General features: G+C 72.2%; 16 protein-coding genes and 1 pseudogene. 7 read left to right on the top strand and 10 right to left on the bottom strand.

The features are described 5' to 3' along the window. Positions 1-74: 74 nt before the first annotated feature. From ACFRIC_RS18670 to ACFRIC_RS18655, 4 genes are all read right to left on the bottom strand, one after another. A complete protein-coding gene (locus ACFRIC_RS18670) occupies positions 75-350 on the bottom strand; it encodes a type B 50S ribosomal protein L31 (RefSeq protein ID WP_382786860.1) in 276 nt (91 codons plus the stop codon). 36 nt (positions 351-386) lie between these two features. After that, a complete protein-coding gene (locus tag ACFRIC_RS18665; RefSeq protein WP_382786857.1) occupies positions 387-857 on the bottom strand; it encodes a DUF5709 domain-containing protein in 471 nt (156 codons plus the stop codon). A 213-nt stretch (positions 858-1070) separates the two neighbouring features. Then, positions 1071-3113 carry an ABC transporter ATP-binding protein gene (locus tag ACFRIC_RS18660; RefSeq protein WP_382786854.1) on the bottom strand — a complete coding sequence of 681 codons (2043 nt, stop codon included), beginning with the start codon at positions 3111-3113 and terminating at the stop codon, positions 1071-1073. Further along, positions 3110-5074: an ABC transporter transmembrane domain-containing protein gene (locus tag ACFRIC_RS18655; protein WP_382786851.1), complete on the bottom strand. Its 1965-nt coding sequence runs from the start codon at positions 5072-5074 to the stop codon at positions 3110-3112. Before ACFRIC_RS18655 ends, ACFRIC_RS18660 begins: the two co-directional genes overlap by 4 nt. A 219-nt stretch (positions 5075-5293) precedes the next feature. Here ACFRIC_RS18655 and ACFRIC_RS18650 point away from each other — a divergent pair, with 219 nt between their 5' ends. Together ACFRIC_RS18650 and ACFRIC_RS18645 are read left to right on the top strand one after the other, a co-directional pair. Continuing rightward, positions 5294-6043, top strand: a complete 750-nt coding sequence (locus ACFRIC_RS18650; protein WP_382786849.1) for a L,D-transpeptidase family protein — start codon at positions 5294-5296, stop codon at positions 6041-6043. A gap of 90 nt (positions 6044-6133) precedes the next feature. Beyond that, a complete protein-coding gene (locus tag ACFRIC_RS18645; protein WP_382786847.1) occupies positions 6134-7840 on the top strand; it encodes a peptide-N4-asparagine amidase in 1707 nt (568 codons plus the stop codon). 74 nt (positions 7841-7914) lie between these two features. Here the strand turns inward: ACFRIC_RS18645 and ACFRIC_RS18640 are convergent, their stop codons facing one another. Both ACFRIC_RS18640 and ACFRIC_RS18635 read right to left on the bottom strand, forming a co-directional pair. Next, entirely contained in the window at positions 7915-10860 is a 2946-nt protein-coding gene (locus ACFRIC_RS18640) for an FAD-binding and (Fe-S)-binding domain-containing protein (protein WP_382786845.1), read from the bottom strand. Between the two features lie 220 nt (positions 10861-11080). After that, positions 11081-11536 (bottom strand): MarR family winged helix-turn-helix transcriptional regulator, encoded by a 456-nt coding sequence (locus ACFRIC_RS18635; protein ID WP_382786842.1) that lies wholly within the window; start codon positions 11534-11536, stop codon positions 11081-11083. A gap of 133 nt (positions 11537-11669) precedes the next feature. On the opposite strand from ACFRIC_RS18635, the gene ACFRIC_RS18630 reads away from it, so the two are divergent. Beyond that, complete coding sequence (locus ACFRIC_RS18630) at positions 11670-13469, top strand: ABC transporter ATP-binding protein (RefSeq protein ID WP_382786839.1); 1800 nt, start codon at positions 11670-11672, stop codon at positions 13467-13469. Between the two features lie 44 nt (positions 13470-13513). Then, positions 13514-14347, top strand: a pseudogene (mltG, locus tag ACFRIC_RS18625) (endolytic transglycosylase MltG); the annotation flags it as partial. A 210-nt stretch (positions 14348-14557) separates the two neighbouring features. On the opposite strand, the gene ACFRIC_RS18620 reads toward mltG, so the two are convergent. Further along, on the bottom strand, positions 14558-15646 hold the full coding sequence (locus tag ACFRIC_RS18620; protein ID WP_382787241.1) for an NAD(P)-binding domain-containing protein: 1089 nt from the start codon (positions 15644-15646) through the stop codon (positions 14558-14560). Positions 15647-15913: 267 nt separating this feature from the next. On the opposite strand from ACFRIC_RS18620, the gene ACFRIC_RS18615 reads away from it, so the two are divergent. Continuing rightward, positions 15914-16336, top strand: coding sequence for a secondary thiamine-phosphate synthase enzyme YjbQ (locus tag ACFRIC_RS18615; RefSeq protein WP_382786835.1), 423 nt, complete (start codon positions 15914-15916; stop codon positions 16334-16336). A gap of 27 nt (positions 16337-16363) precedes the next feature. On the opposite strand, the gene ACFRIC_RS18610 is transcribed toward ACFRIC_RS18615, so the two are convergent. The 3 genes from ACFRIC_RS18610 to ACFRIC_RS18600 form a co-directional block, all read right to left on the bottom strand. Then, positions 16364-17941 (bottom strand): multicopper oxidase family protein, encoded by a 1578-nt coding sequence (locus tag ACFRIC_RS18610; protein ID WP_382786832.1) that lies wholly within the window; start codon positions 17939-17941, stop codon positions 16364-16366. A 350-nt stretch (positions 17942-18291) separates the two neighbouring features. Next, positions 18292-20055, bottom strand: a complete 1764-nt coding sequence (locus ACFRIC_RS18605) for a SpoIIE family protein phosphatase (RefSeq protein WP_382787240.1) — start codon at positions 20053-20055, stop codon at positions 18292-18294. Between the two features lie 192 nt (positions 20056-20247). Then, a complete protein-coding gene (locus ACFRIC_RS18600) occupies positions 20248-20928 on the bottom strand; it encodes a class I SAM-dependent DNA methyltransferase (RefSeq protein ID WP_382786829.1) in 681 nt (226 codons plus the stop codon). 788 nt (positions 20929-21716) lie between these two features. Here ACFRIC_RS18600 and ACFRIC_RS18595 point away from each other — a divergent pair. Continuing rightward, positions 21717-22781, top strand: a complete 1065-nt coding sequence (locus ACFRIC_RS18595; protein WP_382786826.1) for an NAD(+)/NADH kinase — start codon at positions 21717-21719, stop codon at positions 22779-22781. Between the two features lie 127 nt (positions 22782-22908). Next, complete coding sequence (locus ACFRIC_RS18590; RefSeq protein ID WP_382786823.1) at positions 22909-23538, top strand: dihydrofolate reductase family protein; 630 nt, start codon at positions 22909-22911, stop codon at positions 23536-23538. Positions 23539-23584: the final 46 nt, after the last annotated feature.

Here is a 23584-nt window from a genome sequence, read left to right as displayed (position 1 = left end):
CTTCGAGGCCGTACGGGCGCCTTCGGCTCGACGGAGGGCGCCCGCGCCCGTCGCCGCCCCCGCCCCCGTCGCGGTCAGCCGTCGGTGCCGGCGCCGGACCCCTGCTCCCCGCCTCCGAAGCGCCGCTCGAACTGAGCGATGCGGCCCTCGGAGTCCACCGTTCGGGCCTTGCCGGTGTAGAACGGGTGGCTCTCGGAGGAGATCTCGACGTCCACGACCGGGTAGGTCTCGCCGTCGTCCCAGTCGATGGTCCGGTCGCTCGTGGCGGTGGAGCGCGTGAGGAAGGCGTAACCGGCGGCACGGTCGCGGAACACCACCGGGCGGTAGTCGGGCTGCTTGTCCTGCTGCATGGCGACTCCTTGGGAAGGAAACGGGAGGCGTGCCGGTCAGCCGGACACGGCGTCCTCGTCGACGATGTGCATCGCGGCCTCCTCCGCCGAGGCCGCGGCACCGTCGATGCCGATGTCCGTGGCGATGAGCCCGCTCTCCTCGTCCTCGTGCGCGCCTTCGTTCGGGGCCACCAGACGGCCCGAGCGGAGGGCGCCCACCTCGTTGTCGATGGGCTCACCGTCGGTGCCCTCGCAGTCGCCGATGCCGTCGCCGTCGGATCCGGCGATGTCGGGGAGCTCGTCGGCGAGGCGCTGGTCCAGGGTCTCGCCCGCACGGCGCTCCGAGGCGGTCACCCCGTTGTGCTCCACCGCCCACGGCCGTTCCGGCGGCGACCAGCCGCGGTCCAGGGGGTCACTCACACCGTCTGTGACCAGTGTGTCCTCGGAGTCGAGCAGCCCCGCGTCGTCCTGCACCTCGGATCCGTCGGGCTGGTAGACGTCGTCTCCCCATCCGTCGGCGCTGTCCACAGGTACCTCCAGGGGGTGCGGACGGGACCGGAGCCACCGTGTTCGACGGTGGGCGCGCGGACCCGAGGACACAGGCGTCGCTTCCCGCGAACCGGTTGGTTCCCGGGAGTCCCCCGAGCGGGTGCCCACATCCAGCCTTCCACCCCCCTTCGGCACCGCGCAACGCCACAGCGGCCGACCAGCAGCGCCACAGACCCCGGCGGGGTGCCCCGCTCACCCGTGCCAGGACCTCCACAGTGCCGCGTACGCGCCGTCCGCCGCGACCAGTTGGTCATGGCTGCCGAGCTCGCTGATGCGGCCGTTCTCGACGACGGCGATGACGTCCGCGTCATGAGCGGTGTGGAGACGGTGGGCGATGGCGATGACGGTGCGGCCGTCGAGGACGCGAGCCAGCGAGCGTTCCAGATGGCGGGCCGCCCGCGGGTCCAGGAGCGAGGTCGCCTCGTCCAGGACCAGGGTGTGCGGGTCGGCCAGGACCAGACGGGCCAGCGCGATCTGCTGGGCCTGGGCCGGGGTGAGCGCGAACCCGCCCGAGCCGACCTCGGTGTCCAGACCGTCGTCCAGCGCCCGCGCCCAGCCGGCCGCGTCGACCGCGCCGAGAGCGGCCCAGAGCCGGGCGTCGACGGAGTCGGCGCCTTCGGCCGGATGGGCAGCCGGGGTCGGGGTCGGGGACGGCGCAGGAGTCCCGTCCCGACTCGCGGCCCCACCCGGGGCCAGAGCGAGAGCCGGGGCTGGAGCCGAACCCGCGGCCGAACCCGCGGCCGGAGCCGGGGCCGGCGTCGCGCCTGCGGCCGGTGCCGGAACCTGCTGCTCCTGCACCTGCCTCCGTCCCTGCTTCTTCCCCTGAGCCTGCTCTTGATCGTGCTGTTCGTCCTGGTGTCGCCGGGACTGGGGGACGGCGAGCAGGAGGTTGTCGCGCAGGGAGCCCACGAAGACGTGGTGCTCCTGGTTGACCAGCGCGACGTGCGCCCGGACCTCCTCCGCGGGCATCCGGGACAGCTCGGCGCCGCCAAGGGTGATGTGGCCGTCCCGGGGCGCGTAGATTCCGGCGAGCAGCCTGCCCAGGGTCGACTTCCCCGCGCCGGACGGGCCGACCAGGGCGAGCCGGGTGCCGGGCGGCACCGCCAGGGAGACCTCCCGGAGCACGTCCACCCCCGCGCGGTAGCCGAAGTGCACCCGGTCGGCGTGGACGTCGCGTCCCTCGGGCTTCACGGCCGGGTCGCCCGCGTCCGGCTCGATGTCCCGCACCCCTACCAGCCGGGCCAGCGAGACCTGGGCGACCTGCAGCTCGTCGTACCAGCGCAGGATCAGTCCCACCGGGTCGACGAGCATCTGGGCGATCAGCGCACCCGTCGTGAGCTGGCCCACCCCGATCCAGCCCTGGAGGGCGAGCCAGCCGCCGATCATCAGGACCGAGCAGAGCACCGTCACATGCGTGATGTTGACGACCGGGAAGAGGACCGACCGCAGCCAGAGCGTGTAGCGCTCCCACGCCGTCCATTCCCGCACGCGGCGGTCCGACAGCTCGATGCGGCTCCCGCCCAGGCGGTGCGCCTCGACGGTGCGCCCGGCATCGACCGTCTCGGCGAGGACGGCGGCGACGGCGGCGTAGCCGGCCGCCTCCGAGCGGTAGGCGGCGGGTGCACGCTTGAAGTACCAGCGGCAGCCCATCACCAGCACCGGGACGGCCACCAGGACGGCGGGAGCGAGCACGGGGGCGGTCACGGCGAGCCCGCCGAGGAGCAGGGCCGCCCACACCACGCCGATGGCCAGTTGCGGGACGGCCTCGCGCATCGCGTTGGCGAGCCGGTCGATGTCGGTGGTGATGCGGGACAGCAGGTCGCCCGTCCCGGCCCGTTCCAGGACGCCGGGCGGCAGACCCACCGACCGTACGAGGAAGTCCTCGCGCAGGTCGGCCAGCATCCGCTCGCCGAGCATGGCACCGCGCAGCCGGACCTCCCGGACGAACACGGCCTGAACGACGAGCGCGACGACGAAGAGGGCGGCGGTGGCCTCCAGATGGAGGTCGCGCGCGTGGTCCGAGACGCGTTCGACGACCGAGCCCAGCAGATAGGGCCCGGCCATCGAGGCCACGACGGCCACGGTGTTGACGGCGACCAGGAGCAGGAAGGCTCCGCGGTGCCGTCGGAACAACTCGGTCACGTAGGCACGCACGGTCGCGGGCGCGCCGACGGGCAGTGTGTTCGCCGTCGTCGGGGCGGCCGGGTCGTACGCCGGTGGGGCCACGCCGATCATGCGGTCTCCTCGATCTCTTCCAGTACGCCGTCGAGAACGGCCTCGTCGTCGGCGGTCACGGTGCCGAGAGCGGTTTCGTCGTTGACGCCCGCCGGGCCGAGGGCGGCCTCGGCGTCAGGAGCCGTCGCGACGAGCTCGGCTCGTCCGCCAGCCTTTGCGGCGGCCCCGGTGGCGGCCTCTTCCTCGGTCTCGCGGGTCACCACGGCCCGGTATCGCGGTTCGCTGTGCACCAGTTCGCGGTGCGCGCCGACCGCGACGACCTCGCCCTCGTGGACGAGGACGACCCGGTCCGCGTGGTCCAGGAGCAGCGGTGAGGAGGTGAAGACCACGGTCGTGCGCCCGGTGCGCAGGGCGCGCACACCGTCGGCGATGCGGGCCTCGGTGTGCGAGTCGACCGCGGACGTCGGCTCGTCCAGGACGAGCACCTCCGGGTCCGTGATCAGGGACCGGGCCAGCGCGAGCCGCTGGCGCTGGCCACCGGACAGGGAGCGTCCGCGTTCGGTGACGCGCGCGTCCATCGGATCCTCGCTGTCGAGCGAGCCCTGGGTGAGGGCGTCCAGGACATCACCGCACTGGGCCGCCGACAGAGCGGCCTCGGCGCTCACGAGACCCGACGCGGGCACGTCGAGCAGTTCGCGCAGCGTGCCCGACAGCAGGACCGGGTCCTTGTCCTGGACGAGGACGGCGGTGCGGGCGCACTCCAGGGGCAGCTCGTCCAGCGGTACGCCTCCGAGCACCACCGAGGTGCTTCTCGCCCCGTCCCCGGCCCCGTCCCCGTCCTCGGCGCTGCCCTCGTCGCTCCGCTCGGAGGGGTGGCCGCCGAGCCGTTCGGCCAGGAGTCCGGCCGCGTCCGGGTCCCCGCACACCACGGCGGTGAAACGGCCTGCGGGAGCGAGCAGACCGGTCAAAGGGTCGTACAGGTCGCCGCGCGGCAGCTCCGCGGCGAGGGAACCGCCGCTGTCGATGGCCCGTTCCAGGGACAGCACCCGGGCCGCCCGCTTGGCCGACGGACGGGAGAAGGAGTACGCCATGGCGATCTCCTCGAAATGCCGCAAAGGGTAGGTGAGCAGCATGACGGCGCTGTACACGGTGACCAGTTCACCGACCTCGATCCGGCCGTCCCGGGCCAGCTCCACACCGCGCCAGACGACGGCGATCATCAGCAGACCGGGCAGCAGCACCTGGATCGCCGAGATCATCGACCACATGCGCGCGCTGCGCACGGCGGCCCGGCGCACCTCCTGAGAGGCGCGGCGGTACCGGTCGAGGAAGAGCTCCTCGCCACCGATGCCGCGCAGCACCCGCAGGCCCGCCACGGTGTCGGAGGCCAGCTCGGTGGCACGGCCCGCCTTCTCCCGCTGGAGGTCGGCACGCCGGGTGGCCCGGGGCAGCAGCGGCAGGACGGCCACCGCCAGCACCGGTACGCCCACGGCGACGATCACGCCCAGGGCCGGCTGGTAGACGACCAGGGCCACGCAGACCACCACGACGGTCACGGCGGCGGCCGAGAACCGGGACACGCCCTCCACGAACCAGCCGATCTTCTCGACGTCGCCGGTGGAGACGGAGACGACCTCGCCCGCGGCGACGCGCCGGGTGAGCGCGGAGCCCAGCAGCGCGGTTCGGCGGGCCAGGAGTTGCTGGACGCGCGCGGCCGCGGTGATCCAGTTGGTGACCGCGGTGCGGTGCAGCATGAGCTCGCCGACGGCGATGCCCGCGCCGCACACGACCATGATCGCGCCGGCCAGGGCGAGCCGGGTGCCCGAGCGGTCGATGACGGACTGGACGGCCAGACCGACGCAGAACGGCAGCGCGCAGACGGCGAGGAAGTGCAGCAGACCCCAGGCCAGGGCCTTGAACTGTCCGCCGAGTTGATTCCGCCCGAGCCACCACAGGAATCGGGGACCTGAGCGTGCGTCGGGCACACCCGGGTCGGGATACGGAAGGTCTTGGATCTGCATGACGTCCCAGTGGCTCGTGTAAGGCGATGGAGAGGGTTCCGGATGTCGGCGGGCCGTCCGGCCGGGGCCGGCAGCAAACCGTGACAGGTTCGCGCCGCAGTGTGGTCGAAGGCAAACGGTTTTACGTCCCGTGGCAAGGAACCGGACCGGGGTGGCCGCGACTGGCCGGTACGGGAGAGAAGGGTGATTCGCCCGATACGTGATGCGAGGATGGACCGCATGCGAAAGAACGGTGCGATGCGTACGGGGCTCGCGGCCATGGCCTGCGGGGCCCTCGTGGTCGCTCTCTCGGCCTGCGGTGGCGCGGAGGGCGGAAGCGGCAGCGGTGGGAAGGGCCACTCGGGGGCCCGCGGCGAGGTCGCTCGTACGAGTGCGCCCGCGGTCGACCCGACACGCATCCCCGACGTCGGTGACCGGCTGCAGCGGGAGATCCCCTCCGACTCGCGGCAGGTCCTGGCGGTGTACGGCGAGGGCAAGGACTCCGCGGAGTCCACGGCCGTGCTGTTCACGAAGTCCGGTACGGCCTGGGAGAAGACGCGTAGTTGGGCAGCGCACAACGGCAAGAAGGGCTGGACCACCGACCATCACGAGGACGACAAGCGCAGCCCCGTCGGTGTGTTCACGCTGAGCGACGCCGGTGGCGTGCTCGACGACCCGGGTGCCCTGTTGCCGTACTCGCAGTCGGAGACGTACCAGGCTCCGCACGACTGGCCCGAGTCGTACTGGCACGACTTCGATTACGTCATCGCCATCGACTACAACCGCCTCGAGGGCAATCCTCCGGACGATCCGACCCGGCCCTGGGGAGACGAGAAGGGCGGCGGCATCTGGCTGCACATGGACCACGGCAGTGGCACGTCGGCGTGCGTGAGTCTGCCCAAGGAAGGCATGGAGTACCTTCTGCGCACCCTCGACCCGGAGCAGCATCCCGTGGTGCTGATGGGGGACAAGGCGGATCTGAAGGCCTAGGACGGACACGCCCTGGCGAACCCATGTGTGTTGGCCGGGGACGACGGTGCGCCATTGCGGACGGCTCGACCGCCCCGTAGAACACCGCACATGAAGAGACCGGTCATCATGTCCATGTTCGCCGGGCTGCTGTTAGCCGCGAGCACCCTCCTCGGGGCGGCCCCGGCTCCGGCGGCCACAGTGCCCGTCGCGGATCGCCCGTCCCCGGCCTCCACCGCGTCCCCGGCCTCCACCACGTCCGTGGCCTCCACCGCGTCCGCCGCGGACAGCGCCTCGGCTCCCGCCGTCCAATCGGGCGACGCGCCCGCCGAGTTCGGCAGCGACTGGCACGACCCGCTCACCGCCGCCCCACCCGTCGGCCGGCCGTCCGGGAAGTCCTGCGAAGTGACGGTCGCCGAGGCACAGTTCCGCGACTTCACGCCCTACACCGGCACCTACACCCCGCCGAAGGGCTGCGGCGACCGCTGGAGCAAGGTCGTGCTCCGGCTCGAAGGCAAGGTCAAGGGGCGGCAGTTCGACCGTCTCGGCTATCTGCACGTCGGCGGGGTGGAGATTCTCCGTACGTCCACGCCCGAGCCGTCGCCCGACGGGATCGAGTGGTCCGTCGAGACGGACGTGACGCGCTACAGCGACACGTTCCGGCGGAGCCAGGACGTCGAGATGCTCATCGGGAACGTCGTCGACGACACGTACACCGGCGTTCTCGACGTCAAGGCCACGCTGACCTTCTACACCGGCAGGCCCGCCGTGACGCCCGACCGTGTGCTGACCCTCCAGGACGGCACCTTGACCACCCCGCGCAACAGTGAGCGCGTGATCGCCGAGGTGTACGCGACCGGGTCAGGCGGCGGCTGCGAGGAGGTCTGGTACATGACGGTCCCGGACGAGGCGTCGTATTCCTGCAAGGCGGCCGGTGGCGCCTACCGCGAGGTGCAGATCAAGGTCGACGGCCGGCTCGCCGGAATCGCCGAGCCGTTTCCGACCGTGTGGACCGGAGGCTGGTCCAACCCCTTCCTCTGGTACGTGATTCCGGGACCCCGCGCCTTCGCGGTGCGGCCCATCGAGTACGACCTGACCCCGTTCGCCGGAGTCCTCGACGACGGGCGTCCGCACCGGATCGACGTCTCCGTCGTGGGCGTTCCCGAGGGACAGTCCGGATGGAGTCTGCCTGTCAACGTGCTCGTCCGGCAGGACCCGGGGCGCGCCCGGGTGAGCGGTGGGCTCGTCCGGGCCGAGGAGGGGGACCTCACCGACTCGGCCACGTACACACCCGGTTCGGAGCACCGCGTCGACACCGTGGGCGGGCACCGGCTGACGGTCGCCGGCTATGTCGACACCTCGCACGGCCGGGTGCTCACGACGGTCGGCCGGGAGCTCGCCAACACCTCCACGCACCGCTGGACCGAGGGCGAGGACACGGACGGCATCGAGGCGAGGTGGACCGACGACGAGGTCGTGACCGTCGACGGACGCGGACCCGCCACGACGACGCGCACCCGGCGCACGTACACGATGGACGGCACGACGACCCTCGGCGCGGACGGCCGGCTGCGGACCGTGCTGACGCTCGGCGACCGGGCCGCCGCGAACGAGGACTCGGGTGGTCGGCCCACCGCATGGTCATGGCTCGACGACACCTACACGGGCGACGCGACCTACACGACCGGTGTGCCGCGCGATCAGCGTCACGCGGTCGCCACGACGAGCGAGCGCTATCGGCACGGTTCGGCCGGGTGCTACGACCGCTCGCTGGTGACCGTGCAAGGGACGCTCACACGGGACCGCGCCCGCTGCTGAGCAAAGGGTGCCCGAGCGGCGGCGCGGAGGCGCGTGCCGCCGCCCTGGCGCCCGCTCCGGCAGGCGGCAGCACGTCAGGGAGACGGGTCGGTCGGTCCGGCGCCGGGGCGGGTCGCGTGCTCCAGTGCCAGTAGGGCGGAGTGGTACGAGCGGCCCGTCGCGTGATCCATGCCGATCTCGCACATGCGGCTGGCCGACAGGTGCGCGTCGAAGGCGCGTGAGGTCACGTACGCCGCCTCCTCGCGGGTGGCCGACTCGGTGAGCTCCCTGTGGAGCATGCCGCGGTCGCCCGCGAAGGCGCAGCACCCGGCGTCGTCGGGAACGACCACCTCGTCCGCGCAGGCCTCGGCCACCGCGCGCAGCTCGGCCTCGTCGCCCAAGTGCCGCATGGAGCAGGTCGGGTGGAGGACGGCCGAGCCGAGCGTGCGGTGCACCGTGAGGCGGGGGAGGAGCTCCCGCGCCGCCCACACGACCGAGTCGACGACCCGCAGCTCGGCGTGCAACTCCCGGTTGTCCGGGCTCAGATACGGTACGACCTCGCGCGCGATGCCGAGCGCGCACGACGAGGCGTCCACGACGAGCGGCAGTCTGCCGCCCGCGGTCCACCCCCAGGCCGCCTCGACGACGCGGTTGGCCATCACGGCGTTGCCGGCGTCGTACCCCTTGGAGTGCCAGATCGTCGCGCAGCAGGTGCCGCGCACATCGTCCGGGATCCACACCGGTCTTCCCGCGCGTGTGGAGACCGAGACGACGGCCTCCGCGAGGGACACCTCTCCCGGGCCGCCGAAGATGCGGTTGACGCAGGCCGGGTAGTAGACGGCGGCGGCACCTACGCGCGCGGTGCGGGGCAGGGCGGAGGGCGCCGCTCCGGGCATGCCCGGCAGCCACTCGGGCACGAGATCGGGGCGCACGACTCTGCGGACCGCCCGTGTCACGGCGTTCACCGGCCCGCCGCCGATCCGGTCCGCGGCGGCGACGGCCAGGCGCGCGGAGCCCTCGACGACCCGGAAGTGCCGCGCGGCCAGTGCGGCCGCCTTCTCCTCGCGCGGCGTGTGCCGGGCGTGCCGGAACGTCTTCATCAGGGCGCCCGTGTCGATGCCGACCGGGCAGGCCAGTTTGCAGGTCGAGTCGCCCGCGCAGGTGTCCACCGCGTCGTACCCGTAGGCCTCCAGGAGCCCCTTGCCGACGGGTGAGCCGTCGGGCTGGCGCATCAGCTCGCGGCGCAGCACGATCCGCTGGCGCGGTGTCGTCGTCACGTCACGGCTCGGGCAGGTCGGTTCGCAGAAGCCGCACTCGATGCACGGGTCCGCGATCGCCTCGACACGCGGGATCGTCTTCAGACCCCGTACGTGCGCACGCGGATCGCGGTCGAGCACGACGCGCGGGGCGAGCACGCCGTCGGGGTCGATCAGCCGCTTCGTACGCCACATCAACTCCGTCGCCCTGGGCCCCCATTCGAGCTCCAGGAAGGGTGCGATGTTGCGCCCCGTGGCGTGTTCGGCCTTGAGCGAGCCGTCGAAGCGTTCGACCGTGAGCCGGCAGAACGCGTCCATGAAGGCCGCGTAGCGCTCGACGTCGGCGGGCCGGGAGGCGTCGAAGGCGAGCAGGAAGTGCAGGTTGCCGTGGGCGGCGTGGCCCGCGACGGCGGCGTCGAAGCCGTGCCGGGTCTGGAGTTCCAGCAGCGCCTCGCAGGCTTCGGCGAGCCGCTCGGGCGGTACCGCGAAGTCCTCCGTGATCAGTGTCGTGCCGGGCGGGCGCGCGCCGCCGACGGCCGTCACGAACGCCTTGCGGGCCTTCCAGTAACCGGCGACGGTCCGCTGGTCACGGGTGAACGCGTTCGTGACCGAGGGCACGGGCGACACGAGGGGAAGCTCATCGAGGACCGCGCGTGCCCGCTCCTCGTACGCCTCCTGTGCCTCCTCGTCCGGGGCGCGGAACTCGACGAGCAGCGCGGTCGTCGGACCCGGCAGACCGGTCCAGTCCCCGGGCACGCCGTCGACGGCCACCGAGGCGCGCAGGGTGTTGCCGTCCATCAGCTCGACGGCCGAGGCGCCGGCGGCGGTGAACAGGGGCACGGCGGCGGCCGCGGCCGGCAGCGAGCCGAAGAACAGCAGCGCCGCGGAGACCCGGCGGTCGAGTGGCAGGGTGTCGAAGACGACCTCCGAGATGAAGCCGAACGTGCCCTGCGAGCCGACCATCAGACCGCGCAGGATCCCGACGGGCGTCGAGCCGTCGAGGAACGCGTCCAGGCGGTAGCCGTTGGTGTTCTTGATCGCGTACTTGGCCCGGATGCGCTCGACGAGCGCGGCGTCCGCCTCGATATCCGCCTTGAGCTCCATGAGCCCGGCGCACAGGGCGGGTTCCGCCGCCGACAGCCGCTCGTCGGCGTCCGGTTCCGCCGTGTCCACGACCGTGCCGGACGGCAGGACGAACGTGAGCGAGGCCAGGGTGACATAGGTGTTGCGGGTGGTGCCCGCCGTCATGCCGGAGGCGTTGTTCGCGACCACGCCGCCGACCGTGCAGGCGACCGCGCTCGCCGGATCGGGGCCGAGCACGCGCCCGTGCCGGGCGAGTGCGGCGTTCACGCGGGCGACGGTCGTGCCCGGAGCGATCCGGACCCGCGCTCCGCCGTCGAGGACCTCGACTCCCGTCCAGTGCCGGCGGACGTCGACGAGGATGTCCTCGCCCTGCGCCTGGCCGTTGAGCGAGGTCCCGGCCGCGCGGAACACCACCTCGCGGCTCTTGCCGTGGGCGTACGAGAGCACCGCCGAGACGTCGTCGACGTCCTCGGGGACCACCACGACCCGTGGCACGAAGCGGTAGGGGCTGGCGTCGGAGGCGTAGCGCACCAGGTCGGAGATCCCGGTCACCACCTTGTCGGCGCCGAGCAGGGCGATCAGGTCGCCGCGCAGGGGCTCGGGGGTCCCGCCGGCCCGGTCCTCCGGGACCCGGTCGGCCGCCGGGGCGTCGGGGCGCGTCCCGGGACGCAGCCTGTCGGGGTCGGGCTCCAGCAGAGGCACAGCGGACCACTCCTCCTACGCTCGCGGCGGCGGGCGGGCGGTGCGCCGAGTCGGCTCAGGACGAGACCGCCCCGGGCCGGGCCGTTCCGCTCCAGGCCGCCCGGTCCAGGCCGCCCCAGCGCGGGCCGTCCCGGCGCGGGCCGTTCCAGTCCCGGCCGTTCCAGTCCCGGCCGTTCCGGTCCCGGGCCGCCTCAGCGGCGGCGCACCGCCCCGAGCCCGTTCAGCACCGGTGGTCCACCCTCGGCATGCCGTCCACCAGGGTGTCCAGCAGCCCGCCGAGCACCTCGCGCTGCTCGTCCGTCAATGGAGCCAGGATCTCCTCCGCGGCGCCGCGGCGCGCGGCGCGCAGCTCGCGCAGCGCCTTGCGGCCCTCGTCCGTGACCTCGATACGGATCACCCGGCGGTTGGTGGGATCGGGCACCCGGCGCACCTTGCCGCTCGCCTCCAGGCCGTCGACCAGCGTGGTCACGGCGCGCGGCACCACTTCGAGGCGCTCCGCGAGATCGGCCATGCGGGGTGGTGAGGCGTAGTGCGCGAGGGTACGCAGGAGCCGGGACTGGGCAGGGGTGATGCCCAGCTCGCGCTGCTCCAGATGGCGCTTCTGGATGCGGTGCACGCGTCGCGTCAGACGCAGCAACTGCTCGGCGAGCAGGCCGTCGGCATCGGGGGTGCTCATGCGGGAACAATATCAGGATGCCGTTCATTGTGAGTATAGGTAACAATGAGCTGGGGTCCGTCAGTCGTCGGATCCTTGTCGATGTCCATGTCGTCATCGGCACCCCCTGTCCTCTCGATTCCCTAGGAGTCCATTGCGCCCCGAACAGCCGACCTGGAGCCCGCCACCTGTCGACAAGCAACAGCCCCGGCAGGTGCGCCGCATCCTGAGTCTCTTCCGGCCCTACCGTGGCCGCCTCGCGATCGTCGGCCTGCTGGTCGGCGCCGCCTCCCTCGTGGGGGTCGCCACGCCCTTCCTGCTGAAGGCGATCCTCGACACCGCGATCCCCCAGGGGCGTACGGGCCTGCTGACCCTGCTCGCGCTCGGCATGATCGCGAGCGCCGTCCTGAGCGGCGTCTTCGGCGTCCTGCAGACACTGATCTCCACGACCGTCGGCCAGCGCGTGATGCACGACCTGCGCACGGCGGTCTACGGCCGTCTCCAGCGCATGTCGCTGGCCTTCTTCACCAGGACGCGCACGGGCGAGGTCCAGTCCCGCATCGCCAACGACATCGGCGGCATACAGGCGACCGTCACCTCCACGGCCACCTCGCTGGTCTCCAATCTCACCAGCGTGGTCGCCACGATCATCGCGATGGTGGCCCTCGACTGGCGCCTGACCGTCGTCTCCCTGCTCCTGCTGCCGGTCTTCGTGTGGATCAGCCGCCGGGTCGGCAACGAACGCAAGAAGATCACCACCCAGCGGCAGAAGCAGATGGCGGCGATGGCCGCCACCGTCACCGAATCGCTGTCCGTCAGCGGCATCCTGCTCGGGCGCACCATGGGCCGGGCCGACTCGCTGACGAAGTCCTTCGCCGAGGAGTCCGAGGGGCTCGTCGACCTCGAGGTGAGGTCGAACATGGCCGGGCGCTGGCGGATGTCCGTCATCGGCATCGTCATGGCCGGCATGCCCGCCTTCATCTACTGGACCGCGGGCGTGGCCCTTCAGCTCGGCGGACCCTCCATATCGATCGGCACGCTCGTCGCCTTCGTCTCGCTCCAGCAGGGCCTGTTCCGGCCGACGGTCAGCCTGCTGTCCACCGGCGTGCAGATCCAGACCTCGCTCGCGCTGTTCCAGCGCATCTTCGAGTACCTCGACCTGCCCATCGACATCACCGAGCCCGAGACCCCGGTGCACCTCGACCAGGTCAAGGGTGAGATCCGCTTCGAGGACGTCGAGTTCCGCTACGACGACAAGGGCGCCCCGATCCTCGACGGCATCGACGTCACCGTCCCGGCCGGCGGCAGCCTCGCCGTCGTCGGTCCCACCGGTTCCGGCAAGTCGACGCTCAGCTATCTGGTGCCCCGGTTGTACGACGTCACCGGCGGCCGGGTGACCCTCGACGGGGTCGACGTCCGGGACCTGGACTTCGACACCCTCGCACGCGCGGTCGGCGTCGTCTCCCAGGAGACGTACCTCTTCCACGCCTCGGTCGCCGAGAACCTGCGCTTCGCCAAGCCGGACGCCACCGACGAGGAACTGCACGCGGCGGCGCGGGCGGCCCAGATCCACGACCACATCGCGTCGCTGCCCGACGGGTACGACACGGTCGTCGGCGAACGCGGCCACCGTTTCTCCGGCGGCGAGAAGCAGCGCCTCGCCATCGCCCGCACGATCCTGCGCGACCCTCCCGTGCTCATCCTGGACGAGGCGACCAGCGCCCTGGACACCCGTACGGAGCACGCCGTCCAGGAGGCCATCGACGCCCTGTCGGCCAACCGCACCACGCTCACCATCGCGCACCGGCTCTCCACGATCCGCGGTGCCGACCAGATCGTCGTCCTCGACTCCGGCCGCGCGGTCGAGCGGGGCACGCACGAGGAACTGCTGGCGGCGGAGGGGCGCTACGCCGCGCTCGTCCACCGGGACGCCCAACTGGAGCCGACAAGATGACGATATGCCGGGTTTGTGGGCAATAGCGCGTTACCGTGCCCCGTATGCAGACGAACACTCCGCCACGGAGCACGATCCGACTGACGCGCCGGGGCCGGGTCGCCCTGATCGCGACCGGCGCCGTCGTGGCGGCAACCGCCGTGGCGGTGCCGCTGCTGACCATGGGGGACGACGCCCGTCCGACGTCTCTGGTCGTTCCGGAGGGCTGGCGCTCCGGACAGATCTACGCGGCCGTCGACAAGGCCCTCCGGGTCCCCGCCGGAACCACCAAGAAGTCCCTGGGGAAAGCCCGTCTGAAGCTTCCGAACGACGCCAGGGGCAACCCCGAGGGCTATCTCTTCCCGGCCACCTATCCGATCCGTGACAAGGCGACCCCGGAGTCCCTGCTGACGTTCATGGTCGACACCGCGAACAAGAAGTTCAACGGGGCGCCGATCGCGGCGGGCGCGCAGCGCAACGCGATGAACGTCTATCAGGCGGTCACCGTCGCGAGCATCGTGCAGGCGGAGGCGGCGACCGAGGCGGACATGGGCAAGGTGGCCCGCGTCGTCTACAACCGCCTGGCGCGCGGTATGCCGCTGCAGATGGACTCCACCATCAACTACGCGCTCAACCGTTCCACCCTGAACACCAGCGAGGCGGACACCAGGCTCGACAGCCCGTACAACTCGTACCGGCGCATGGGCCTGCCGCCCACTCCCATCGCCAACCCCGGCGAGGCGGCGATGCGTGCCGCGGTCAACCCGCCCGCGGGCGACTGGCTGTACTTCGTCACGGTCAAGCCGGGCGACACGCGCTTCACGGCCAGTTACGAGGAACACCAGCGCAACGTGGCCGAGTTCAACCGGCGGCAGCACAAGAGCGGATCCCCGACGGCCTCGCCCACGCTCCCGCAGACGGCCTCTCCCACGGTCACGTCCCCGGCTTCACCCACGGTCCCGCCCGTGGCCTCACCCGCCGTCACCCCGGCGATCACGCCGGAGGTCTCACCCGCGGTCACCTCCGCCGCGCCCCCCACGGCCACGCCCACGGCCGATCCCACGACCGGTCCCACGGTCGTTCCCACGAGCTGACGTTCGTACGGGGCATCACACGGCGACCGGCGCGTCCGCCAGCAACCGCCTGATGTCCCGTACGGCCGCCCGGCCCGCCCGGTTGGCGCCGATGGTGCTCGCGGAGGGCCCGTACCCGACCAGGTGGATCCGCGGATCGGCGACCGCGCGCGTTCCCTCGACCCGGATGCCTCCGCCCGGTTCGCGCAGCCGCAGCGGGGCCAGGTGGTCGATGGCGGCCCGGAAACCGGTCGCCCACAGGATCACGTCCGCTTCCACCCGCGCTCCGTCCGCCCACTCCACGCCGTCCGGGGTGATCCGGTCGAACATCGGCCGCCGGTCCAGCACGCCGTCGGCCAGCGCCTGACGGATCGCGTCGTTCAGCGGCAGCCCGGTGACCGAGACCACGCTCTTCGGCGGCAGCCCCCGCCGGACCCGCTCCTCGACGAGAGCGACCGCGGCCCGCCCGAACTCCTCGGTGAACGGTCCCTCGCGGAAGACCGGGGGACGCCGGGTGACCCAGGTGGTCCCGGCCGCGTGCGAGGCGATCTCCATCAGATGCTGGGTGCCGGAAGCGCCACCGCCCACGACGATCACGCGCCGCCCGGCGAACCACTCGGGGCCCGGGTACTGAGCCGTGTGCAACTGCCGCCCGCGGAAGGTCTCCTGGCCCGGATAGCGGGGCCAGAACGGGCGGTCCCAGGTCCCCGTCGCGTTGATCAGCGCCCGCGTCGACCACGATCGGTCGCCGGCTTCCACGAGCAGTCGCCCGTCGGACCCCTCCCGGACCGACCTGACGTCGACCGGCCGGTGCACCGGCAGGCCGAAGGCGCTCTCGTACGTGGCGAAGTACTCCGAGATCACCTCCGAGGACGGACGGTCCGGGTCGGCGTCCTTGAGGTCCATACCGGGCAGGGAGTGCATCCCGTGCACCTTGCCGTACGTCAGCGACGGCCAGCGGAACTGCCAGGCGCCGCCCGGATGCGGCGCGTGGTCGAGCACGACGAAGTCCCGCTCGGGCTCGAAGCCGGTGCGCCGCAGGTGGTAGGCGGCGGCCAGACCGGCCTGGCCGGCCCCGACGACGACCACATCGACCTCGCGCGCGTTCACCCCGGTGCTGTTCACGTCTCTGGGAACCGGACCGGGGTCCGGGATCTTCCCGCCGGGCACGTCGGGTACCTCACTGTGAGCCACCCGACGGACCGTCGCGCCGGTGAGAGTCGACGGAAGGCCGATCACGACCGGCCGCCGAAGGCCTCGCCACAGCCGCCGAGGACCCCTCGCCACGGCCGCAGAGGACTCCTCGCCTCGCCCGCCGGAACCCTCGCCACGGCCGCCGGACAGGCGCAGTCGCCACAGGCCGCGAGCCCGTGGATGGGGGAGGATTGAGGCATGTCCGATGCCTTCACCACGCAGGTCCTGCACATCTCCTCCGGCACGTCGGAGACGGTCGTCGACCTCACCCGCGACTGCGAGGCGTTCCTCCGTGAGGTCGCGGCCGGCCGCGACGGCCTCCTGAACGTCTTCGTGCCGCACGCCACCGCCGGAATCGCCATCATGGAGACCGGCGCCGGCAGCGACGACGACCTCCTGACCGCGCTGCACTCCCTGCTTCCCGCGGACGACCGCTGGCAGCACCGTCACGGCAGTCCCGGGCACGGCCGCGACCACGTCCTTCCCGCCATCGTCCCGCCGCACGCGACCCTGCCGGTGGTGGACGGGGCCCTGGAGCTGGGGACTTGGCAGTCGGTGTGCCTCGTGGACACGAACAAGGACAACCCGAACCGTCAGGTGCGACTGAGCTTCCTCGGCTGAGCTGCAGGGCCCCGACGCGCCGCGGACTCAGGCCCCGTAGGCCAGGAGCGCCATCATCCCGGCCTCGCTGTGGTAGGCGTTGTGGCAGTGCAGCATCCACTGCCCGGGGTTGTCGGCGTCGAAGACGACGGACACCTTCGACCTGGGCAGCACGATGGTCGTGTCCTTGCGCGCGCCGTCGGGGCCGAGTTGGTACGTGTGCCCGTGCAGATGCATCGGGTGCCACATGCCCGTGGCGTTGACGAAGTCGAGCTGGACCCGCTGGCCCTGCTGCACGAGCAGCGGGTCCGCGGTCGGGGCGGCCATGTCGAACCGCTTGCCGTTGATCGCCCAGTCGTACGTGCCCATGCTGCCGGTGAGCTTGACGCGGATGACCAGGTCGGGATCCTTCGTCCCCAGTCGTACGTCGTCGCTCGCGCGCAACTGTCCTGCGGTCACGATGCGGCCGTCCAGTTCGCTCGGACGCACGGCCGGATCCGGCAGGCCGCCCGACCCGGTCTTCACGAGCGCCATGCCGGAGACGTCCTTGCCCTCGGCCAGCGCGACGAGGGGGAAGACGCCGTCGTCGAGGGTGACCAGCGCGTCGTACCGCTCGCCCATGGCGACCAGCAGGGCGTCGACCTCCTCGTGCTCGACGGGGAAGCCGTCGGTGTGGGTGATCGTCAGTTTGTGGCCGCCGAGCGCCACCCGGTACGCGGTGTCGGCGCCGGCGTTGATGATCCTGAGGCGGACCCGCCTGCCGGGCGTGCCGTTGTAGACGGCCGGGTCGGTCGGCACCCGTCCGTTGATCAGGTGGTACGGGTAGTTGACGTCCCCGGCGTCACGGCCGAGCAGAGGGCTGGCGGAACTGGCGAGCCTGAACCGCGTCGAGGGGCCGTCGCCGGCGGACGCGGACGGGGACGTCCGCATCGACGGGTGGTGCGAGGACGTCGGCTGCCGCGACCCGCTGCCCTTCATGTTCATGCCGGACATGCCGTGACTGAGCTCGGTGAAGACGTCGTCGGGCGTGCCGGTCACGCCGTCGAGCCAGTCGTCGAGGACGAGAACCCACTCGTCGTCGTACGACAGCGGCTCCCTGGGGTCCTCGATGATCAGCGGCGCGTACAGGGCGCGGTCGACCTGGACGCCGACGTGCGGGTGGAAGAAGTACGTGCCGGGTTTGTCGGCGACGAAGCGGTACGTGAAGCTGGATCCGGCCCGCACCGGGTTCTGTGTGACGGGCGGTACGCCGTCCATGTCGCCGCGCAGGGAGATGCCGTGCCAGTGGATGGACGTCGTGGTGGCGTCGGGCAACTGGTTGGACAGCTCGGCCTCGAGCGTGTCCCCGGCGGAGATGCGGATCTCCTTGCCGGGAATCTGCCCGCCGAAGGTCCAGGACTTGGCCGTCACCCCGCCGCCCAGGTCGACGGTGGCGGGCGCGGCCGTCACGTTGAGGCTGCGTACCCGGCCCGTGGCGCCGCGCTTCTTCTCGACGCGGGCGACCTGGGGTCCGTTGGGGCTGAGCAGGGCGGGGGCGCTGGGGGCGTCCTTGCCGCAGGCGGCGAGCAGGCCGGTACCTGCCGCGCCCAGTCCGGCGAGGACGGTGCGACGGTTGATGCTGTTCACGGGGAGTCCTCTTCTCGATGCGCGACAGGCGTTTCGGGACGGTCCACACACGGCCGTACGGCGTCCGAGGACGCGGAGTGCCGTGGGGACGTGGCCTATGTGCGCGGTGAGGAGAGGAACGGCGGGCCGGGCCCAGGGCAACATGCGTACCGTCATCAGGGGCGTCAGCACTTCCTGCGAGCTAGGACCGCCACCGTACCCCGGACGGGTATGCCTGCCCCGGAACCACCGGGACCGTCGTTCGAGATCGCTCAAGAATCAGCCGAATGCGGATCGCGGCGGCGCCCGCGGAGCTGGTGAGGGCCGGTGGCCGGCGCGGGTGAAGGCGCCGGACGCCGTCCTCGCGGCGGCTACTTCGCGGGGATCTTCTGCTCGAACCAGACGACCTTGCCGCTGCTCACGCGTGTCGCGCCCCAGCGCAGGGCGAGTTGATTGACGAGGAAGAGGCCGCGACCGCTCTCGTCCCCGGCGCCGGCCTGCCGCATCCTCGGCACCTGGGGCGAGTCGTCGGTCACCTCGCAGCGCAGCACGTCGGTGCGCAGCAGCCGCAGCGACAGGGGACGGGAGGCGAACCGCACGGCGTTCGTCACGATCTCGCTGACCATCAGTTCCGTCGGGTCGACCAGCGACTCCAGACCCCAGCGGCGCAGTGCCCTGCGGGTCAGCCGGCGCGCCTGACCCGCGGTCATCGGGTGCGGGGCCAGGAACCAGTAACCGACGCTGTCCGGCGGGAAGCCGTCGAATCGGGCGGTGAGCAGGGCGATGTCGTCGTCCCGGGTCCCCGGGCCCAGGGTCCCGAGCACCTGGTCGCAGAGCACCTCCAGCGAGGCGAGTCCGTGGCCGGTGCTCTGGAGACGGCCGCGCAGCGCCTCGACGCCGCTGCCGATGTCCGTGTCGCGGGACTCGACGAGTCCGTCGGTGTACAGCACCAGGGTCGCCCCGGGGGGCGCGGCCATCTCCACCGACTCGAAGACGACACCGCCGACGCCGATCGGGGCGCCGGGCGGAACCCCCAGCACCTCGGCCCGGCCGTCCTCGTGGAGCAGAACCGCGGGCGGGTGGCCGGCGTTCGCCATGAGCAGGCGGTGCGAGATCGGGTCGTAGATCGCGTAGAGGCAGGTGGCGATGTGGTCGCTGCCCAGCCGCTGGGCCTGCTCGTCGAGGTGGTGCAGGACCTCGTTCGGGGGCAGGTCGAGCCCGGCGAGGGTCTGCACGATGGTCCGGAGCTGGCCCATGATCGCGGCGGAGGTCATGGAGTGGCCCATGACGTCGCCGACGACCAGGGCGATCCGGTTGCCGGGCAGCGGGATCGCGTCGTACCAGTCGCCGCCGACCTGGGCGGTCTTGGAGGCGGGCAGATAGCGGCTGGCCAGCCGGATGCCGGTGGGTTCCGGCAGCGACGACGGGAGCATGGTGTGCTGGAGGGTGTCCGCGACGGCGGCTTCGTTGCCGTACATCACCGCCTTCTGGACCCCGAGCGCGGTGTGCGTGGCGAGCTGCGAGGCGACGAGGAGATCGTCGCTGGTGAAGACCGGGCGGTCGGCGCACCGGACCAGGACGACCGTGCCCATGACGTGATGGCTGCCGTGCAGCGGCGCGATGATCAGACGGTGGCCCGGCGGAAGCGTGTCGGGCGGGACGGTCCCCGCCGCGAGCAGTTCGGCGACGGCGGGCGCGTTGCCGGGCGCGTCACCGAACGCGGGACGCCCGTCCCGCAGCAGCTCCGCGAGCCGGCCGCCGCCGGCCGGTTCCACGCGCTCGGCGATGTCGGGGAGCGGTGGTGGCGGGGTCTGGCCGGTGTACGGGGCCGGGTCGGCGTGAAGGGCTGCCGCGGCGTGAGGGGCTGCCTCGGGGTACGGGGCTGCCTCGACCTGCGGGGGTGCCCCCACGCGTGTGGCCGGGGCGGCGCTCACGGCCGTGTCGCCGTACAGCGTCGTGGCGGTGTGCGTCGCTCCCGGCCAGGTCCGTTCGGAGCTGTGCAGGCGGAGCACGACGGGTCCCGTCGACGTCTCCGTGCCCACCGGCAGCGGATCGTCGAGGTGGATGAAGACCGCGTCCGCGAAGGCCGGTACGGCGGCCTGCCGCAGTTCCCGGAGCGTCTCGTCCAGATCCATCCCGCGCGCGATCCGCCGCGTCGCCACGTCCAGGTACCGGAGGCGGTCGGTCTGTGGCACGCGGCCGTCCGTCACCGCCACAGGTGGCAGGAGGACCTGTGGCGGCGCGGTGCCCTCTTGGGGGGTGCGGTGCTCGGTCACGCTTCTGTCCCGTCGGGTGGGTGGCGCGGTCCGCGGCTCGGACTCCGCTCCTCAGTCACACCGCCGGCAGCACAGGAACACCTGCTCCTCGGGCGGGACGTCGGTCACCGCGGGGGCGTACGTGTACGAGGTCTCCTTGACGATCTCGAAGCCCGCCTCCTCGACGACCTTGTGCAGGTCCTCCCGCAGATAGCCGGAGACCCGGATCGTGTTCCCCAGGAACGGGATCGCGAAGTTGTCCACGTCGGCCTCGACCATCGACAGGACGAACAGGCCGCCGGGCACCAGCAGATGGCGCACGGTCCGCAGGGCGAGGGGGATCTCGGCGCGCGGCAGCATCAGCAGCGAGAAGAAGGCGGCGACGCCGTCGAAACGCCCGAGGTCGCGGGGACCGCCCGGGCGCAGATCGGCGAGGTCCACCTGGTGGAAGGTCCCTTCGGGGACGTATCCGCTCGCGAGCTCCACCATGCCGCCGGACAGGTCGACCCCCACGACCTCGAACCCCGCGTCCGCCATCTGGCGCGCGGTCGGCACACCCGTGCCGCAGCCGAGATCCAGGACCCGTGCCCCCTCGGCCAGTGATCCGACCAGCCACTCGCCCGCGGTGACCTGGCCTTCCTTGTGCGGGAAGGCCTCGTCGTAGCGGTCGCCGATGGCGTCGAAGGCTTCGGCCTGGCCTTTGCGGTCGAGCGGAAGGCTCTCGTAATCAGTCCCGTGATTGCTGTTGATCACGAAAGGAACCTTTCATGGGGGCGGTCGAAGTAGTGCGCAATGCGGATGAAAGCGGCCATGGCGGGATCTCCGAGCCTTGTCGGTCGCTCAGGAGACGTCAATTCGAGACGATAGTCGTTCAGCGTTCCGCGGGATGCCCAAGTGTCCGAAACTGTTCGGCCCGCGGAACGGCTCCTGTGCCGGCTGCCCCGCTGCTGACGGCACCCGAACTCGTGCTGAACGGAGGCGAGTTGCCCTACCCGGGTGACACCGACACGGCCGGAATCCGTCCGGGGGATTCGGGGCCGGAGCGACGCTCGTGGCGGCAAGTCCCGCTCTGGGTGGGAGACATGGCCAAGTCGGCTGTTCATGAGGGGAGTTGGGGTTACGGCGGCATGGCCGCTCCGGCACTCGGGCCTCGGCGCGGGATCGCGCGCCCGGGTGATCGGTTCGGCGTCGCGGGGGGTGAAGCGGCCGGCGTCGCGGCCGGCGTGCGGGACCGGCATCCGCCGCCGCACACCGCACGCCACTCGCCGCACACTGGCCGGGCGCCGCTCGCCGGGCCCGAGCCGGGCTTGCGTCGCCGCACGTCCGCGGCGGCGCCCGAGCCGGGCTTCCGTCGCCGCACGTCCGCGGCGGCACCCGCGACCGACATCCGTCGCCGCACGCCGGCCCGGCGCCCCCGCGGATTTCCCGGTCCGGCGGCGCCGCGGGGCCTCGGTGCGGCCGGACGGCCCCCTCTCCCCGTCCGAAACACCCCATTCGTGGAAGGATCGGTACGTACCCCATGGGACCTGGAGGAGGTTGCCGTGTCCGTGCACCGCGTCGGCCTGGTCGTCCACCAGGGGCGGACCGCGGCCCGCGACGTGGCCCGCGCCGTTCACGAGTGGTGCGACGCGCGAGGCATCCGGTGCACCGAGATCGACGTCTGGGCCAAGGACCAGCGGCGCCGCGGCGGACGCGCCGAGGCCGAAGCGGCCGGCAACCCGGACCTCGTCGTCACGCTCGGCGGCGACGGCACCTTCCTGCGCGGCGCCCGGATCGCCGTCAAGAGCGGTGCGAACGTGCTGGGCGTCGACCTCGGCAAGGTCGGCTTCCTCACCGAGGTGCCCGCGGCCGACGTCACCCGGGCGCTGCAGACGGTCCACGAGGGCAGGGCCACGGTCGAGGAACGGATGACCCTGACGCTGCGGGCCTCCCGGGTCCTCGAGATCCCCGCGGAGGTGGAGACGGTCCTCTGCTACGGGCGGGGTCCCGCACTGCCCCCGCCGCAGGTCAGGGGCGAGACGACGGAGGGCGACGGCTGGGGGGTGGCGCTGGACGTCACGGCCCTGAACGACGTCGTCCTGGAGAAACTGGCCCGCGACCGCCAGGTCGGCGTCGGCGTGTACCTCGCCGGCCGGCTGCTCGCCTCCTACTCGGCGGACGCCTTCGCCGTCGCCACCCCCACCGGATCGACCGCCTACAGCTTCGCCGCCGGCGGCCCCGTGCTCTCTCCGCACATGGACGCCGTCGTCTTCACCCCGATCGCGCCGCACATGACCTTCGACCGCAGTGTCGTCGCCGCCCCGGACGAGCCCGTCGCCCTGCGGGTGCTGCCCCACTCGGGCCAGGCCGCCGTCAGCATCGACGGCCAGTTGCGCGGGGTGCTCGACCCCGGCGACTGGATCGGGGTCTTCCGCGCCCCGCAGCGGGTGCGCCTCATCCGGCTGCGCCCCACCGACTTCTACGGACGGCTGCGCGACCGCTTCCGCCTCACCGACGCACCGGCCACGGCGCCCGACGGCGAACCCGCCCCGTTCTTCCGCCCCGACACCCCCATCCCTCCGGACCTCGCGGAACTGCGCCTGCCGCCTCCTTCGGCGGCCCGGTGACGGCGGCCCGGTGACGACTGGCCGGATTCCGGGCGGCAGGGAAATCTTTCGGGAGCCCGTCGATCCCCGCGCGTCCCGTTCGACGTACGGGTGAGAGCGGGACACCACCAACCCAGGGAGCACGGCCATGCCCAAGCTGCGCGTACACAACATCACCGTCTCGGTGGACGGCTACGCCGCCGGTCCACGCCAGGATCTCGAGCATCCGCTCGGCGAGGGCTTCGGGACCATGCACGAGTGGATGTTCGCCGCCATGCGCGACCTGGCCGACGGCAAGGACGGGACCGACGTCGAGTACGTCCGGCGCAGCGAGGAGAACATCGGCGCCACCATCATGGGCCGCAACATGTTCGGGCCTCACCGCGGACCCTGGGAGGACGAGTCGTGGACGGGCTGGTGGGGCGCCAACCCTCCGTACCACAACGACGTGTTCGTCCACACGCACCACTTGCGGCCCTCCGTCGTCATGGAGGGCGGAACGACCTTCCACTTCACCGACGAACCCGTCGAGAAGGTCCTCGCCCGCGCCTTCGAGGCGGCGGCGGGCAAGGACGTCCGGCTCGGCGGCGGAGCGGCCACCGTGCGGCAGTACCTGCGCGCCGGACTCCTCGACGAACTGCACATGGCCGTCGTCCCGCGGCTCCTGGGCGGCGGAGAACTCCTGCTCAGCGACCTCGGGGACGCCATCGACGGCTACCGGGTGGCCGAGACGGTCGCATCGCTGGCCGCGACGCACGTCCGGCTGGTCCGCCGCTGAGCCGACCCCCTTCGAGGCAGGCCCCGGCTGATCGTGACCGACGGCG

Origin of the sequence: Streptomyces sp. NPDC056738, assembly GCF_042790435.1 — a bacterium.
In the GTDB taxonomy this organism is placed as follows: domain Bacteria; phylum Actinomycetota; class Actinomycetes; order Streptomycetales; family Streptomycetaceae; genus Streptomyces.
Note: the sequence above shows the minus strand (reverse complement) of the source record. Positions and strands in the feature narration are given on the sequence as shown.

What these genes read in the sequence shown, in the direction of transcription:
- ACFRIC_RS18615 (WP_382786835.1), top strand. Translation starts at nt 15,914, where the DNA reads ATGTCCGATGCCTTCACCACGCAGGTCCTGCACATCTCCTCCGGCACG.
- ACFRIC_RS18605 (WP_382787240.1), bottom strand. Translation starts at nt 20,055, where the DNA reads ATGGATCTGGACGAGACGCTCCGGGAACTGCGGCAGGCCGCCGTACCG.
- ACFRIC_RS18635 (WP_382786842.1), bottom strand. Translation starts at nt 11,536, where the DNA reads ATGAGCACCCCCGATGCCGACGGCCTGCTCGCCGAGCAGTTGCTGCGT.
- ACFRIC_RS18650 (WP_382786849.1), top strand. Translation starts at nt 5,294, where the DNA reads ATGCGAAAGAACGGTGCGATGCGTACGGGGCTCGCGGCCATGGCCTGC.
- ACFRIC_RS18660 (WP_382786854.1), bottom strand. Translation starts at nt 3,113, where the DNA reads ATGATCGGCGTGGCCCCACCGGCGTACGACCCGGCCGCCCCGACGACG.
- ACFRIC_RS18645 (WP_382786847.1), top strand. Translation starts at nt 6,134, where the DNA reads ATGAAGAGACCGGTCATCATGTCCATGTTCGCCGGGCTGCTGTTAGCC.
- ACFRIC_RS18670 (WP_382786860.1), bottom strand. Translation starts at nt 350, where the DNA reads ATGCAGCAGGACAAGCAGCCCGACTACCGCCCGGTGGTGTTCCGCGAC.
- ACFRIC_RS18590 (WP_382786823.1), top strand. Translation starts at nt 22,909, where the DNA reads ATGCCCAAGCTGCGCGTACACAACATCACCGTCTCGGTGGACGGCTAC.
- ACFRIC_RS18655 (WP_382786851.1), bottom strand. Translation starts at nt 5,074, where the DNA reads ATGCAGATCCAAGACCTTCCGTATCCCGACCCGGGTGTGCCCGACGCA.